The 15424-nt window shown below is 35.9% G+C and carries 16 protein-coding genes and 1 tRNA gene; 7 read left to right on the top strand and 10 right to left on the bottom strand.

Going from position 1 to position 15424, the window contains the following annotated elements; translation table 11 throughout:
* Window positions 1-644 precede the first annotated feature (644 nt).
* A complete protein-coding gene (locus CVT13_RS06940) occupies window positions 645-1127 on the bottom strand; it encodes a hypothetical protein (RefSeq protein WP_107812147.1) in 483 nt (160 codons plus the stop codon).
* A 117-nt stretch (window positions 1128-1244) separates the two neighbouring features.
* Here CVT13_RS06940 and CVT13_RS06935 point away from each other — a divergent pair, with 117 nt between their 5' ends.
* Genes CVT13_RS06935 through CVT13_RS06925 form a run of 3 tightly spaced genes read left to right on the top strand, consistent with a single transcriptional unit; the run spans window position 1245 to window position 4491 of the window.
* On the top strand, window positions 1245-2408 hold the full coding sequence (locus CVT13_RS06935) for a cation:proton antiporter (protein WP_103588295.1): 1164 nt from the start codon (window positions 1245-1247) through the stop codon (window positions 2406-2408).
* Between the two features lie 2 nt (window positions 2409-2410).
* The gene (locus CVT13_RS06930; RefSeq protein WP_084109619.1) at window positions 2411-3688 is read left to right on the top strand and encodes a citrate synthase; all 1278 of its coding nucleotides are present in this window, start codon (window positions 2411-2413) and stop codon (window positions 3686-3688) included.
* Window positions 3685-4491, top strand: a complete 807-nt coding sequence (locus tag CVT13_RS06925; protein WP_107812052.1) for a 3'(2'),5'-bisphosphate nucleotidase CysQ — start codon at window positions 3685-3687, stop codon at window positions 4489-4491. Before CVT13_RS06930 ends, CVT13_RS06925 begins: the two co-directional genes overlap by 4 nt.
* 9 nt (window positions 4492-4500) lie before the next feature.
* Here CVT13_RS06925 and CVT13_RS06920 read toward each other — a convergent pair whose 3' ends face one another.
* The 7 genes from CVT13_RS06920 to CVT13_RS06890 are packed head-to-tail and all read right to left on the bottom strand — an operon-like array spanning window position 4501 to window position 10070.
* Complete coding sequence (locus tag CVT13_RS06920; RefSeq protein ID WP_107812051.1) at window positions 4501-6057, bottom strand: class I SAM-dependent methyltransferase; 1557 nt, start codon at window positions 6055-6057, stop codon at window positions 4501-4503.
* A gap of 8 nt (window positions 6058-6065) precedes the next feature.
* The gene (locus CVT13_RS06915; RefSeq protein ID WP_107812050.1) at window positions 6066-6563 is read right to left on the bottom strand and encodes a redoxin family protein; all 498 of its coding nucleotides are present in this window, start codon (window positions 6561-6563) and stop codon (window positions 6066-6068) included.
* 48 nt (window positions 6564-6611) lie between these two features.
* Window positions 6612-7289: a molybdate ABC transporter permease subunit gene (gene modB / locus CVT13_RS06910; protein WP_087584218.1), complete on the bottom strand. Its 678-nt coding sequence runs from the start codon at window positions 7287-7289 to the stop codon at window positions 6612-6614.
* On the bottom strand, window positions 7286-8143 hold the full coding sequence (locus CVT13_RS06905) for a sulfate/molybdate ABC transporter ATP-binding protein (RefSeq protein ID WP_107812049.1): 858 nt from the start codon (window positions 8141-8143) through the stop codon (window positions 7286-7288). Before CVT13_RS06905 ends, modB begins: the two co-directional genes overlap by 4 nt.
* Window positions 8140-8535, bottom strand: coding sequence for a TOBE domain-containing protein (locus CVT13_RS06900; protein WP_107793245.1), 396 nt, complete (start codon window positions 8533-8535; stop codon window positions 8140-8142). Before CVT13_RS06900 ends, CVT13_RS06905 begins: the two co-directional genes overlap by 4 nt.
* Window positions 8532-9287 (bottom strand): molybdate ABC transporter substrate-binding protein, encoded by a 756-nt coding sequence (gene modA, locus CVT13_RS06895; RefSeq protein WP_021091730.1) that lies wholly within the window; start codon window positions 9285-9287, stop codon window positions 8532-8534. The genes CVT13_RS06900 and modA overlap by 4 nt, the downstream gene beginning before the upstream one ends.
* The gene (locus CVT13_RS06890; protein WP_054197213.1) at window positions 9288-10070 is read right to left on the bottom strand and encodes a TOBE domain-containing protein; all 783 of its coding nucleotides are present in this window, start codon (window positions 10068-10070) and stop codon (window positions 9288-9290) included.
* 165 nt (window positions 10071-10235) lie between these two features.
* Here CVT13_RS06890 and CVT13_RS06885 point away from each other — a divergent pair, with 165 nt between their 5' ends.
* Genes CVT13_RS06885 through CVT13_RS06875 form a run of 3 tightly spaced genes read left to right on the top strand, consistent with a single transcriptional unit; the run spans window position 10236 to window position 13995 of the window.
* The gene (locus CVT13_RS06885) at window positions 10236-10946 is read left to right on the top strand and encodes a VacJ family lipoprotein (RefSeq protein WP_103629267.1); all 711 of its coding nucleotides are present in this window, start codon (window positions 10236-10238) and stop codon (window positions 10944-10946) included.
* A gap of 2 nt (window positions 10947-10948) precedes the next feature.
* Window positions 10949-11551, top strand: coding sequence for an ABC transporter substrate-binding protein (locus CVT13_RS06880; protein ID WP_087580771.1), 603 nt, complete (start codon window positions 10949-10951; stop codon window positions 11549-11551).
* Window positions 11551-13995, top strand: coding sequence for an efflux RND transporter permease subunit (locus CVT13_RS06875; protein WP_107812048.1), 2445 nt, complete (start codon window positions 11551-11553; stop codon window positions 13993-13995). The genes CVT13_RS06880 and CVT13_RS06875 overlap by 1 nt, the downstream gene beginning before the upstream one ends.
* Before the next feature lie 7 nt (window positions 13996-14002).
* Here CVT13_RS06875 and CVT13_RS06870 read toward each other — a convergent pair whose 3' ends face one another.
* The gene (locus tag CVT13_RS06870; protein ID WP_180998561.1) at window positions 14003-14578 is read right to left on the bottom strand and encodes a BON domain-containing protein; all 576 of its coding nucleotides are present in this window, start codon (window positions 14576-14578) and stop codon (window positions 14003-14005) included.
* A 75-nt stretch (window positions 14579-14653) separates the two neighbouring features.
* Here CVT13_RS06870 and CVT13_RS10200 point away from each other — a divergent pair.
* A tRNA-Sec gene (locus CVT13_RS10200) sits at window positions 14654-14751 on the top strand.
* An 8-nt stretch (window positions 14752-14759) separates the two neighbouring features.
* Here the strand turns inward: CVT13_RS10200 and CVT13_RS06865 are convergent.
* Window positions 14760-15419, bottom strand: a complete 660-nt coding sequence (locus tag CVT13_RS06865) for a molybdate ABC transporter permease subunit (protein WP_107812047.1) — start codon at window positions 15417-15419, stop codon at window positions 14760-14762.
* Between the last annotated feature and the right edge of the window lie 5 nt (window positions 15420-15424).

Raw genomic sequence — 15424 nt, 5'->3', positions numbered from 1 at the left:
AACTTTACTAGCTTGCCCTAGCATACTACTAATTTTAGGCTTCGCTTCATTTAGCACTAAATTTAGAGCCGTGATATGCTCGCTCATAAATTTTAAATTTGATAGGGTTTAACCGCATGTAGTGCGCTAGCACTGGAGCATGTCACCTCTAACGTTGTCGGGGTTAGGGGATCGTTAATGGGGAAGGGAGCGACTTCGTAATTCAAGCCTCTTCCCCCTTAACAAAGAAACAAAACTTTAAATTTCTAAAAACCTTAATTTATAAATTTTAAAATTCCATTCACTCGCAAGAATTGACTACTGATTTTGGGTCTTACAAAGCTTGCCACTAGAGCCGAAATTACTTGCTTATAAAATTTTAAAATTTGATAGAGTTTTAACCGCATGCAGTGTGCCAGCACTATTTCGTGCACTTTGAGCGTGTTAAGGGATTGGGGGGAGATAAGGGGATGGCTTCGTATCTGCCATGCAGTTGCGAGCTTGCGAAGCAAAATTCAAGCCCCTTTGCCCTCCCTTTTTTTAAGTAAATTTCATCAATCTATGTGCAAATTTTAAATTTCATTCACTCACAAGAATTGGCTACTAAAATTTGATGAAATTTGACAAAACCACATGCAGTGCAAAACACCACCACATCCACCTTTCTATCTAGCTTCTACCTTTGGCATCTGAAGCATAAAATTTCTAGCCTCACTTAAAAGTACAGGCTTAAGCCCATCTACCAGAGTTTTTGGATCATAAATTCTTTCATATGAAAGTATTAAGACTCCATCTTTTTTAAGTAAAAAGTGGATTATTTCTATATTTTTACTGCTAGTTTCATCTTTTATGAGAGCTAAAATTTGATCATTCTCTTCGCTATAAAGCACCTCTTTAGCCTCTTTTATCTTCTTTTTTAGCTTAGCAAGCATACTTTCACTTTTTATATTTTTGTCAAATTTCACTCTAAAGCTTACAAAATGCTCATCAAAATTTTCATTTTTTAAAAAGTAAAAACTCTCATCTTTGGCTGTATTTTTCTTATAAAAAATGCTTCCATCAAATTTAAAACTTTGAACCAAACTTAGCTCATCCCCAAAACTAAAAATTCCAAAAAATATCAAGACAAAAAATAGAAATTTACGCATAAATTTGCACTCCAAATTTTTAAAAATTTGTCGCCATTTTGCCCAAAAATCGCTTAGCTTAATCAAAAAATAACAAAGCTTTTTATACAATCAAACATTTTTAATTTAAGGATCTTTTTGCAATTACATCAAGCTAGCGAGCTTAGTATTCTTGTCGTTTTGGCATTTATCGTCTTTGCTTCGCCTTATATTTCTAAAATTTTACGCATTCCTGTCGCTCCTGCTGAGATAATACTTGGAGCACTGGCTAGCTACATCGGACTTGTCGGCGAGAATGAGATGTTTAAGCTAATTAGCGAAGTTGGTTTTTTCTTTTTGATGTTTCTAGCTGGCATGGAGATCGACCTTAGAATGCTTATAAACATTGACCGCAAAATTTTACGTCTGGGGCTTATCTATCTTGCGCTCATCTACTCGCTAGCAACCGCACTTACATTTAGTTTTGATCTTAGTTTGCTCTATATTATCATTATCCCGATAATGGCCGTTGGTATGATATTTACGCTATTTAAAGAGTATGGCAGAGATGTAAAATGGCTAAATTTAAGCATGCTTATTGCAACTATTGGTGAGCTAATAAGCATTACGCTTTTGACATTTATAGCAGCCTATTTGCAGTTTGGAGCTAGTATAAATTTATGGCTAACGATTGGCTATTTGATCTTATTTTTAGCCATCAGCGTACTTAGCTTTAAAATTTTAGATGTGCTTTTTTGGTGGTATCCAGGGCTTAAAGTGATCCTTATGCCACACTATGACAAGGACGAAAAAGATATTAGACTAAGTATTGCGGTGTTTTTTTCGATGATTGCGCTTATGCTTTATTTAAATTTAGAAGTTGCCTTTGGTGCGTTTATCGCAGGTATGTTTATAGCGACATTTTTTGATCATAAAAAAGACTTACCGCACAAGCTTTCAAGCTTTGGATTTGGTTTTTTGGTACCGATATTTTTTATACACATAGGCTCAACCTTTAAGCTCTCAAGCCTAAGCTCAAATGAAGTGATAAAAGATGCTATTTTTATATTTTGTGCGATGCTTACCACAAGGCTTTTTTCAAGTGTGTTATTTGTAGGGAAATTAGGATTTAAAGGAATATTTTTGTTTTCTCTCTCACAATCCATGCCGCTAACACTTCTAGTAGCAGTTGCTACTATCGCACACAGATCAGGTGAGATAAGTGATTATTCTTACTCATCTTTTATCCTAGCAAGCCTAGCTCAAGCTATAATAGGGACAATAATTATAAAATTTCTAATGCAATCAAGAAGTAAGGAGTAAAAATGTCATCAAATACAGCTACGCTAACTGATAACAGAACCGGCAAGAGTTACGAGTTTCCTATACTAAAAGGCACTATGGGACCTGATGTGATAGACATTTCGACATTTTTTAGTGATACTGGAATGTTTACTTTTGACAGAGGTTATACTTCAACTGCGATGTGTCGCTCAGCGATAACTTATATAGACGGCTTAAAAGGCGAGCTAATGTATAGAGGTTATGATATCGCGTATTTGGCTGAAAATAAGACATTTTTAGACGTGGCATATTTACTCTTAAACAAAGAGCTTCCAACAAATGATCAGTATATAAATTTTAAAACCGAGCTTAAAAAAAGAAGCTTTATACATGAAGGCATGATGAAGCTATTTGACGCATTTCCAGATAAAGCGCACCCTATGGCGATTTTGCAAGCAGCGGTATCAGCGCTAAGTGCCTTTTACTCAGATCACCTAAATATGGATAAACCTGAAGAGTATCACGAGATGGCTATGCGTATAATCGCTAAAATTCCAACGATTGCGGCATTTAGCTACCGCTACTCACGCGGTCTTCCTATCATATATCCAAATTTAGATCGTGGCTTTACTGAAAATTTCCTCTACATGATGAGAGGCTATCCGTACGAGCACGTCGATCTTAAGCCAATCGAGATAAAAGCACTTGATACGGTCTTTATGCTGCACGCAGATCACGAGCAAAACGCTTCAACAACGACTGTTAGAACCGTTGGCTCAACGCACGCACACCCATACGCATGTATAAGCGCAGGCATCGGCGCACTTTGGGGCTGGGCTCATGGTGGGGCAAACGAGGGCGTTATCCGCCAGCTTGAAGAGATAGGCTCTGTAGCAAATGTCGATAGATACATCGCTAGAGCAAAGGATAAAAACGATCCATTTAGGCTAATGGGCTTTGGTCACAGGGTCTATAAAAATTTTGACCCTCGTGCAAAAGTGCTTAAGAAGATGAGAGATCAGCTTATGGACGAGATAGGCATTAACTCAGAGCTTATTAAAATCGCAAACCGCATTGAGGAGATCGCGCTAAATGATGACTACTTTGTGAGTAGAAATTTATACCCAAACGTTGATTTTCACTCAGGGCTCATCCTAAAGGCGCTTGGCATACCAAATAATATGTTTGCCGTCATCTTCGTCATCGGCAGGACTCCAGGCTGGATCAGCCAGTGGATCGAGCTAAAAGAGCAAGATACGATAAAGATCGTCCGCCCAAGACAGCTTTATGTTGGAGAGACAAACAGAACACCAAAATGAGCGAGCTTCTAAATTTAGCTAAAAAAGCAGCCGTTAATGCTGGAGCGCAAATAATGAAATTTTACTCTGCAGATAATACGGCTCTTAAAGTCTGCCTAAAAGATGACAGCTCGCCACTAACTAGCGCTGATCTAGCCGCAAATGAAACAATACTAAAAGTTCTAAGTGAAAGCGGGATAAAAATTTGCTCTGAAGAGAGTATCTTGCAAGAAAGCGATAAAGACGAGTTTTGGCTCGTAGATCCTCTTGATGGCACGAAAGAATTTCTAGCTAGAAACGGTGAATTTTGCGTTTGCATAGCGCTTATAAAAAAAGCTAGACCGGTGCTTGGTGTGATATTTATCCCAGTTAGTAAAGAGCTTTTTTATGCTGATGAAAATGGCGCTTTTAAAGAAATTTTAGATAACAATAATGAAATCATAAGCAGAGTTGATCTAAACAAAAAAGATAAAAATTTAACCAATCTAATCTTTTCAAGCAGAAGAGGCGATGCCAAAGAGATAGAACTTATAGGGCAGAGCTTAAATTTTGAGCAAAGGTGCATCGGCTCAGCCATAAAATTTTGCCGTTTGGTTGAATTTGGCGGAGTTTATTTGAGATTTGCTCCAAGCTATCTTTGGGATAATGCAGCAGGAGATGCGCTCGTAAATTTTTGTGGTGGCAAAGTCTTTGGTGCTAATAGCGACAAAGAGATGAGCTACGAGCTTGCTGATTTAAAAAGTCCATTTTTCATAGCTCTCTCAAAAAATACACTAAATCTAAAAGATAAAATCACACAACTATACAAACAAAGTAAAATTTAAAACTGTTAGTTAAATTTCTTCTAATAGATAAAACGTACTAGCCATTTTTGCTGTGCCTATCACGTAGCTCATTATATTTGCTGCGACTTTATCTTTTTTAAGCACTTTGCCATTTATGTCAAATATATCTTCGTTGTTCTCTTTGATAAATTTTAATGTTTTTGCTGCGACATCTTCTAAGCTATTTTTACCATCAAGCAATAAAAGTATGTAATAATCGATATTGTTAAGCTTTCTTGAAATGCTAAATTTATTAGCAAAAACAACATCGGCATTATTTTTATGATTTAAAAAATATCTTACATAATTTATTAATTTTTGGCTAAGCCTTGAATGCCCAGGCCTATACTCGATATTTTTTTGCTCATCTTTTAAAATCATTGCATCAGACGAGTTTGTTAAAATTCTTACAAAAGCGCTATAAACCATAAGCTTATCTTCTGGCAAAATTTCTAAAATCTGAGAAAGGTTTATGCTAGCTGGATACATCTTATAAAAGACCTCGCAAAGCCATGATATATCCTGTGGCATAGCACCATAACTATCTTGCCACTGGTTATCTTTCTTTATAAAATCTGCCACAACGTGAATTTTATTAATATCGCTTGGACCTATTTGTTTATTTGCTATGCTCTCATAAGTTTTGCTATGGACTATTAGGCTTTGTCTAAATACTTTGTTGCTAATCATATCCATGAATTGCTCTAGATCGATCCTGTCTTTAAACTTGTTATTTTTATATTCATCTACTACGGCTGTGCCAACATCTGGGGTAAAAATATCATCAAGCGTATATTCACAAAGATAGGTAAGATCATTTTTGGCAAGCATGGCATTAAAATCTTTAAAATAAAATGGATCATTTGTATATTCTAAAAACTCATGAGCTATGTAAAAGTCATCTTTTGAGAGCACATGTTCAGTTACAAAAAGAAGCATCTTAAGGGGTATTTTCCCCTCATAAATTTCTTCATCTCTTGTTAGCAAATATTCTTTATAGACTAAAAGTGCTTCTTTGGCTGCTTTTAACCTCTCTTGCATACTCTCTTTATCCTTTGCGGCAAGTAGCATTATATCTCTTACGATGTCTTTTACTTTCCAGCCAGGATAAACATTATAAGAGATAAATGCCACGCCATTTGCACTTAAATTCTCTCTTACGACTTTTAATATAGCTTCTTTTACAAAGTCAGGCACCCAGCTAAAAACGCCATGAGCAATGATATAGTCAAATTTCTCATCACTTTTAAATTCGCAAATATCGCCGTGTATAAGCTCTAAATTTGTAAGCCCCATCTCTTTAACGATCTCTTGTCCACGCCTTATCTGCTCGCCGCTAAGATCTATGCCAACTACTTTTGCATTTTTGTTATTTACTGCAAATGGGATCAAATTTCCGCCAAAGCTACATCCTATCTCTAAAACTCTTGCATTTTCGCATGGAGGTGGAGTTATGCCAAGAAGTGTAGCACAAGCTTCAAGCCTATATGGCGACGATTGGGCAAAAGCTATTGATTTATAAGTTAGCTCATCATAAGACTTTTCGATTTTGCTATTTTGGCTCATTTTAGCTCCTAGTAGTCTTTTTCTTTGATTTTTTCTAGCATATTTTTAGCATCATTTTCTGGATCATCCACTATATATGCGCGCCTTATCTTGCCATCTTTTATGATAAGTGTTTGTCTAAAATAAAATTTATGTCCATTTGACGCAGAAAAAACCGGAAGCTCAAGTGCTCTCTCAAGCATAAACTCACTATCATTTAAGAACATAACTCCAGCCGAAGTTTCTTCTTGAAATTTCTTTTGAGCTGCGATATCTTGTGAGCCAATGGACACTACCATGAAACCAAGATCGTTAAAATCTTTTAAAAATTTCTTGTAGTTTATCGCTTGTTTGGTGCAGCCCTTCATGCCCGCAGTATTTTGCAATTGCTCACTTAAAAGACTAAAGTCCTCGCCTATCTTTGGGTAGATAAAAATAACGCAGTCGTGCATTCTTGCAAAGGTAGAAAAATCAAATTCCTTACCGTCTAAGGTATTTAAATATATATTTGTAGGCACGTTTATCATATTTCATCCTTTAAAATTTTTTACTATTATATCTCTATAAGCTTTGTCTTAAGCTTTTTTAGAATTTAAAAGATAAACTATAAAAAGGACAAAAAAGCTAATTATTAACATCAAAAGTGCATAGACATGAGCCTTGGTGTAATCAAGCATTTCAACTGCTTCAAATATCGCAATGCTAGCAACCTTGCTCTCTCCAGCTACGCTACCGCCTATCATTAAAACAACACCAAACTCGCCCATGGTGTGAGCAAAGCTAACGACAGTAGCTGTTAATAAATTTGATCTGATACTTGGCAAAATCACCCTAAAAATAGTTGTGAGTTTGTTTTTACCAAGACTATAACTCGCTTCAAAAAGGCTCTTTTTTAGGCTATTTAGTCCAGCGTAAATCGGGCCAAACATAAATGGCAATGAATAGATACAACTTGCCACAACAAGACCTGTGAAATTAAAAACTAGCCTAACCCCAAAAATTTCTTCGATAAATTTACCAAAGGCGGAATAAGGCGAAAGAAAAATGAGCAGATAAAAGCCAAGAACGCTTGGCGGCAATACCAGCGGTAGTGAGATTATCGACTCTAAAAATGATTTGCCAAAGAATTTTTTCTGTGACATAAAATAAGCAAGTGCAATGCAGGCAAAGAACAAGATAAAAGTAGTTATAAAAGATAGTTTTAACGATAGCCAAAACGGCTCGTAATCGATATTTTTTAACTCGTCTATCATGCTTTTTCCAAATTTACACTAAATGCTTTTGTGCTAACTACCACCATATCGCCTGCTTTTAGATTCATTGCTTCGTTGCTGCTTAACACAACTTCACAAATTTGGCGGTTTATCAGTACATTTGCTACGAAGATTGCATCACATTTTTTTATCTCTAAAATTTTAGCGTTAAAGGCAAATTTCTGCGATCCTGCACTCTTTAAAAATATCTCACTTGCACTACCTGATCTTGAAATTTTGCCATTTTCAAGAACAAAGACTTTATTACAAAGCTTATAAATTTCTGCGATATCATGGCTTACCAAGACGATGCTCATTTTAAATTCGTCGTGAAGTGCCAACAGATAATCTTGTAATTTTTCACGCATAGCATTATCAAGCGCGCTTAGCGGCTCATCAAGTAGTAAAATTTCAGGTCTTCTCATAACTGCACGAGCAAGTGCTACGCGTTGTTTTTGGCCGCCAGAAAGAGTGCTGATCTTTGCATTTTTGAGACTTGTTAGACCGCAGATATCAAGGAGTTTATTTGCTAGATTTACGTCATCTTTTGCAAAGAGTAAATTTTTAAAGACATTCATATTTTCAAACAATGCATAATCTTGAAACAAAAAGCCGATATTTCGCTTTTGCGGAGCCAAATTTATCTTATCGTCAAAGAAAATTTTATCCCCAACCTTTATAAATCCGCTTTGTGGCGTTTCAAAACCAGCAATCAATCTTAAAATAGTAGTCTTTCCGCCGCCACTTGCTCCATAAAGTGCGACAAAATCGCCATTTTCAAAGCTAAGGTCTGCCTCAAGTAAAAATTTTCTGCCACCGCCATTTAGCTCTTTTTTACAAGAAATTTCTATCATTTTTGAGTACTTATGTGAATGCTTGTAGATTTTATATAGGCAAAGACTTCATCGTTTTCACCTATGTTCATAGTTTTTAATGCGTGATTTGAGATAATAGCTTCAAAGTAAATTTCGCCACACTTTAAGCTAACAACACTTAAAATTTCACCAAAATTTATAGCTTCAATCACGCATTTTAGCTCGTTTTCAAGCGAGCTATTACTTAGTTTGTCTTTTGACAAGATAACATCGGAGCTTTTAAAACCTAAGTCAATCTCATCATCTAAGGCGAATTTGCTAGCCTCATTCAAGACTAGCATAAATAAATTTGCCTCTAAATTTAGACCCTTTAGCTCAAATAAGCTAACGTCATCTTTAGTTAAAATCCCAACGATCTTTGCTCTTATCATTTAGCTGGAACGTTGTAACCAAATTTCTTGAAAATTTCTCTTGATTTATCACCTAAGATAAACTCATAAAATGCTTTTGCATCATCATTTTTTTCAGCATGTTTTAGAAGAACTATGCCTTGATCGATCGGAGTGTATAGCTCTTGTGGAACAAAGATGTAATTAACGCCCTCTTTGTATTTTGCCATTTTCTCATCAAAAAGTGCGCTAGCTGCGATAAAACCTACATCAGATGCACTTAATGCCTGAGATAGAGTTTCAGAAATTTTTTGAGCATAGACGATATTTTTTTCTACTTCGTCATAAAGCTTTGCGTTTTTAAGAGCCTCTATACTAGCTTTGCCGTATGGTGCAGTTTGTGGATTTGCGATAGAGATCGCTTTTAGGCCACGAACAACTTCGATACCTTTTTTGAAATCAACATTTCTAATAGAAAAAATAGCAACGGCTCCTTGTGCATAAACTTTTGGAGCAGCTACTGCAAATCCTGTGTCATAAGCTTTTTGTGCAAAGCCCATATCAGCAGCCATAAAGATATCAGCTGGAGCTGAGTTTTGGATCTGAGTAACAAGACCACCACTTGCACCAAGAGTTAGGTTGATTTTAGCATCTGGATGAAGCTTGTTAAACTCTTTTATAAGCTCTGGAAATGCGTATGTTGTGTTTGCTGCAGCATATACATTTACTTCAGCACCAAATGCGTTTATGGCAAGCAAAGCCGCCACACATAAAAATTTAAAAACTTTTCTCATTTAAACTCCTATAATGATTTGAGATGATTTTACTATTGCTAAAAGTGTATCGCCAACACCTATTTTCATCTGGATAGCACTATCTTTTGTGATGATGGCAGTTAAAGTCTGCTCATCGCTTAGTTTTAAAGTGATTTCAGCATTTACAGCACCTATCTTTGCTTCGATCACCTCGCCTTTTAATTGATTTTTTGTGCTTATTTTTATATCTAGATCCTTAGCCAAAATGACAGCTGGGGCTTTAAAAATATAAATAACTTTTTGTCCAACTTTTAGGCCTAAATTTTTCTCACTTTCAACCGTGATGTTTGACTCAAGCGTGCAGCCATTACTTAGTTTTGCAATTATTTGAGAATTTACCGCACCGCGGTTTATGCCAATAATCTCGCAAGAGAGCTGATTTCTGGCACTTAAGTTCATATTCATTCTTTGAAGATTTACAATATCTACATCCTCAAAATCTACTTTTTGACAAATTTTTTGCAAAAAATCCTTTTGAGTCTCAAGAATGGCATCATAAATTTTTATCAGTTTATTGGCATACTCGCTTAGCTCGGAGCCACTATTTTTTTTATTTCCATCAGCTCTAATAATAAGCGGCTTGCTACTTTTATTATTTATCGTATCAAGGCAGTCCCAAGCATTTTTATACGATATACCAACCAATTCCGCTGCTTTTGTGATACTTTTTGTCTCTTTTATGGCCTTTAATAATGTAATATGTTTAGCTAAAACCTGTGTATCTTCGCCTAAAAATAGTTCTAAATTTATATCTGCTTTCAAAATTTTTACCTTTACTATATTAGAGAATAATTTGTGAAGTATATCTAATTATATTAATCCTTAAGCTTAAAGATTTAAGCCAATTTATAAATTTCTCTTAATTTCTTGTAAAGTTTTTAAAAGATAAAATCGAGCTACATTTTATAAATAAAAATAAGGCTTAGTATGAAATTTTTGCTTTCTATCTTTTTTAGTTTGCTTTTAGCCTGTGCTAATACAGACATAAATGCAAATAGCGAAAGCGATGAATTTGATGTTGAATTTGAAGCAAGAAAAGATGTTTTTGACCCACTTAGTGGCTACAATAGAATGATGACACATGCAAATGACTTTATCTATGTAAATATGCTAACTCCGGTGGCAAAAGGCTATGCCTATGTTGTGCCAAAAACGGCTAGAACAATGGTTTCGAATTTCTTTGACAATCTGCTTTTTCCGGTTCGCTTTGTAAATAACTTACTTCAGTTTAAATTCCAAAATGCTGGTGAAGAGACATTGAGATTTTTAGCAAATACGATAATTGGCTTTGGCGGACTAACAGACGGAGCAAAATACTACAATCTCAAGCCTCACGATGAAGATTTTGGACAAACGCTTGGATATTGGGGGCTTGGTAGCGGTTTTCATATCGTTTGGCCACTTATTGGACCATCAAATTTAAGAGATACTGGTGGCATGGTCGGAGATTATTTTGCTGATCCTATTAGCTACGTTGATCCTATACTTTTATCAACTGGTATCAAGTCATATAGAGCGTTTAATAGCTTTTCACAAGATCCAACTGCTTATGAAAAACTAAGAAAAGATGCTATTGATCTTTATCCATTTTTACGCGATGCTTACGAGCAAAGACGCGACAAGCTTATCAAGGAGTAAATATGAAAATTTTAAAAATTCTAACTATGATTTTACTTTTTACAACTAGCCTTTTTGCTATTTCAAAAGAGCAGATCAAACCTGAAGTAGAGATGAAAACAACAAAGGTTATTGAAATTTTAAAAGATACAAATTTAGACAATAATGCAAAGACAAAAGAAATTTTTGCACTTCTTGATCCATTTTTTGACTATAAACAAATGGCAAAGATAAGCCTTGGCAAACGTTACAACAGCCTAAGCAGCGATGAGCAAGCCAAATTTGACGCGGCATTTGAGCAAAAACTAAAAAGCTCATACATAGATAAACTTTTAGGCTACAAAGACCAACAGATCCACATCACTGGAGAAAGTGAGCCTCAGAAAAATAGATACTGGCTCACATCTGAGCTTATAAATGATGGCAAGAGCTACGAATTTGTCTATAAATTTTATGATGCAAAAGAGCGTGGTTGGCTCATTTACGATCTTGATATCGTTGGTGTAAGCATCATTCAAACATACAGAAGCCAGTTTGGTGATGTGCTAAATAACGCTGATTTCAATACTCTTTTACAAAAGCTAAACGAAGCTGTTTTGCCTGATCAAAATAAAACCAACCCTTAATGCGACAAATTTTTAAATTTATCATTGCTAAAAACAAGCTTATTATTGCTCTAATTTTAGCTTTAAGCGTAGTTTTTGGCTATCTTAGTACCAAGCTTAGTGTTGATGCATCAGCTGAAACGCTACTGCTTGAGCATGATCCTGACTTAAAAGCTTATAGAGAGATAGCCAAACGCTACGACTCACCTGGATTTTTAGTGGTCGCTTTTACTCCAAAAGATGATCTTTTTTCACCTAAAAATTTAGAACTTATCAAAAATTTAGGCGATGAACTAGCTAAAAACGATATGGTAAATAGCGTCATCTCTATAATAAATATTCCGCTTTTAAATAGTGTAAAAGGCGGGATTACGGGTATCTTAGATCATACTCCAACGCTGCAAGATAAAGATATAAATATTTCAAAAGCAAAGCTCGAGTTTGCCAAAAGTCCGATTTACAGCGGGAATTTGATAAGCAAAGATCTAAAAACTACAGCGATTGCTCTAAATTTAAAACAAGATGAGAAATTTAATGAGCTTGTAAATGAAAGAAATTTGCTTAGCCAAAAAGAGTCAAACGGCACTATCACACAAGCTGAGCGACTTAAGCTAGAGGCTCTTGCCTATGAGTTTAAAGCCTACCGAGATGAGCTTAGAAAGAGCGATCACGAAAACCTTGAGGCCATAAAAGCAACCATAGCTAAATTTAACGCAAATGACGAGCTGTTTTTAGGTGGTGCAAATATGATCGCTGATGATATGATAGGCTTTATAAAGAGCGATCTTTTGGTCTATGGCTTAAGCGTACTTGCTCTTCTTAGCTTTAGTTTGTGGCTATTTTTCAGGCAGGTTAGATGGATAGTTTTACCGATGTTTATATGTGCCGTAAGTGCCATTTTTACGACCGGAATTTTTGGTATATTTGACTGGGAAGTGACGGTCATTAGCTCAAACTACATCGCACTTCAGCTCATCATTACTATTTCAACTGTGATTCACCTTGTCGTTAGCTATAGAGAATTTTACGCAAAGCATCCAAAATATAGCCAAAATCAGCTAATTTATCTAACGCTTCGTGATAAATTCTCTCCATCTTTTTGGGCGATATTTACCACGGTTATTGGCTTTAGCTCGCTTATGAGTGCTGACATAAAGCCAGTTATCATGCTTGGCATTATGATGAGCACTGGCATTAGCGTTTCGCTTGTGCTTGCGTTTTTGCTATTTGGCGCGATAAATGTAAATTTAAATAAGTTAGCTCCTATTAGAACCTTTGAAAATAGCTTTAAATTTACAAAATACTGCGCAAATTTAGCTCTAAACTCAAGAAAGATCATCTACGTAGTTTGCGCTCTAGTTGTCTGTTTTGGCATTTATGGTATCAGCAAGATAAAGGTTGAAAATAGCTTCATTGGCTACTTTAAAGAAAGTACAGAAATTCGCCAAGGAATGCAAGTCATTGATACCAAGCTTGGCGGCACGATACCAGTTGATGTGATAGTGAAATTTAAAGAGCAAAAACAAGATAAAAATACTGAGCAAGATGAGTTTGAAAATGAGTTTGAAAGCAACGCTAAGGATGCGAAATACTGGTTTAATAGCTATCACACAAGGGTTGCTGAGAAAATTCACGACTATTTAAAAGAGCAAAAATTTGTCGGACATGTAAGCTCACTAGCAACCCTTATAAAAGCCATAAAAGAGCTAAATAACGGCGCGAGTGATGATTTTTTATTAGCTGCGATGTATGAGAAATTGCCACAAAATTATAAAAATATCTTATTAAGTCCTTATGTAAGCGTTGAAGATGATGAGCTTAGATTTAGTATAAGGATCGTCGATAGTGACTCTGAGCTTAGACGAAATTTATTTCTAAAAGAGCTTAGAGAAGGGCTAGCACAGCTTACTAAAAATGACAATGTAAGCATAGAAGTTGTCGGCATGATGGTGCTTTATAACAATATGCTTCAAAATTTACTTAGCTCGCAAGTTGATACTTTTGGACTAACTGTCGCTATACTTTTTGTCATATTTTGCTTTATCTTTAGGAGCATAAAGCTAGCAACCATTGCGATAGTTTCAAATTTAATCCCGCTTTGCACACTCTTTGGTGTGATGGGATTTTTTGGCATTCCGCTTGATGTGATGAGTATCACGATCGCAGCCATTAGCATTGGTATTGGCGTTGATGATATCATCCATTACATCCACCGCTTTAAAGAAGAAATGCTTACAAAAAGTGTTTTTGAGAGCATTAAAGTCGCGCACGCAAGCATCGGATATGCGATGTATTACACATCATTCACTATTTTTCTTGGCTTTAGTGTGATGATAACTAGCAATTTTATCCCAACTATCTATTTTGGCTTACTAACCGATCTTGTTATGGTTTTTATGCTTCTTGGCGCACTAATCATCTTACCAAGCCTCATTGCAAGCTTTGTAAAAAAGAGCGATATTTAAGCTAAATTTATTTGATAACTTTGATGAACGAGTAGACATCGGCCACGCCGTCAATGTGCTTAGCATACCAAATAGCATGTTTTTCTTGCTCAATGCTATCAACTACGCCGCTAAATACAACATCACAGCCAACTATGCTAACTCGCACATTTGTACCCTCAACTATACTATCTTTAAAAAGATTTTGCTTTAAGTTTGTGAGAATTTTTAGACTATCGCATGGATATTCTGGCTTCTTGATACGAAGATAGGTATAAATTTTTCGCACACCATCTGTGCTTTTGGCTAGTTCTACTAGCTTATCTTCAAGCTCTTTACTATCAACAAGTCCTATCAGATAGGCATCTCCGTAAAAGACCTCAATCTCGATATCAATATTGCTAAGCCCTTTTGAAAATAAAATTTTGCTTTGCAATTTGCTTTGTATAAATTTATCTCTTGTGATCGAGTAAATACCACGTTTATCGCGTGAAATAGAGTACGCATCATATACATTTAGCGGTGCAGTTGCTGGGGAAAGAACCGAAGAACAAGAGCAAAAAAATAGAGCCAAAAATGCAAAAATGCTAAATTTTGAAATCAGAAATCCTTTTGTAATTTCAAAAAGTTTATAGAAAATGGGCTAAAATTTATCTAAATCTGCTAGAATAACGCACACGGAGGATAAAGTAATCTGGTGATGCTCACGGGCTTCAAACCCGATGACTGGGCGGTTGACCGTCTGGTGGGGAGTTCGATTCTCTCATCCTCTCGCCACTCTCATTTTAAATTTTGCTTTTATCAAGCAAATTTATAATCCCAAACAAAATAAAGCTTAATACAACCAAAACAAGGCTTAGAACTAGTGCTTCGTCGCTTTTGCCATCGTATACGGCATTATAAATGGCAAGAGAGATAGTGTCTGTTTTGCCTATGATATTGCCACCCAAAATTAGTGTTATGCCAACCTCGCCAAGCCCACGCGAGATAGCTAAGATAAAAGCCGCTGCTACGCTTTTTGCAACACATGGAAAAAGCACAAAAATAGCTGTTTGAAATTTATCTTTTCCAAGGCTATATGCTGCTTCACTTAGGCTTTTTGAAAGTGAGCCAAGAGCAGAAGCGACAGGCTTTACAAATAGCGGCAGCGAAGCTATAAAAGCAGCTAACACAAGAGCCTTAAAACTAAAAATAATTTCTAAATTTAAAGCCTTGCCGACGATGCCATTTTTACCAAGTAGATAAAGCAGTAAAAATCCAGTCGCAATGGGCGGAAAGATGAGCGGAAAAGTTACGATCATCTCTAAAATAGCTTTAAATTTAGCCTTTCCAAAAGCTAAATAATAGGCTAAAGCCAGCCCAAAAATGATAAGTAAAGCCCCTTGGCACAAAACGACCTTTATGCTTAAAAATAGCGGATCAAAAAGCCAAGAGAGCTCTTGCAAATTTC

It is taken from the genome of Campylobacter concisus (assembly GCF_003049085.1).
GTDB lineage: Bacteria > Campylobacterota > Campylobacteria > Campylobacterales > Campylobacteraceae > Campylobacter_A > Campylobacter_A concisus_H.
Note: the sequence above shows the minus strand (reverse complement) of the source record. Positions and strands in the feature narration are given on the sequence as shown.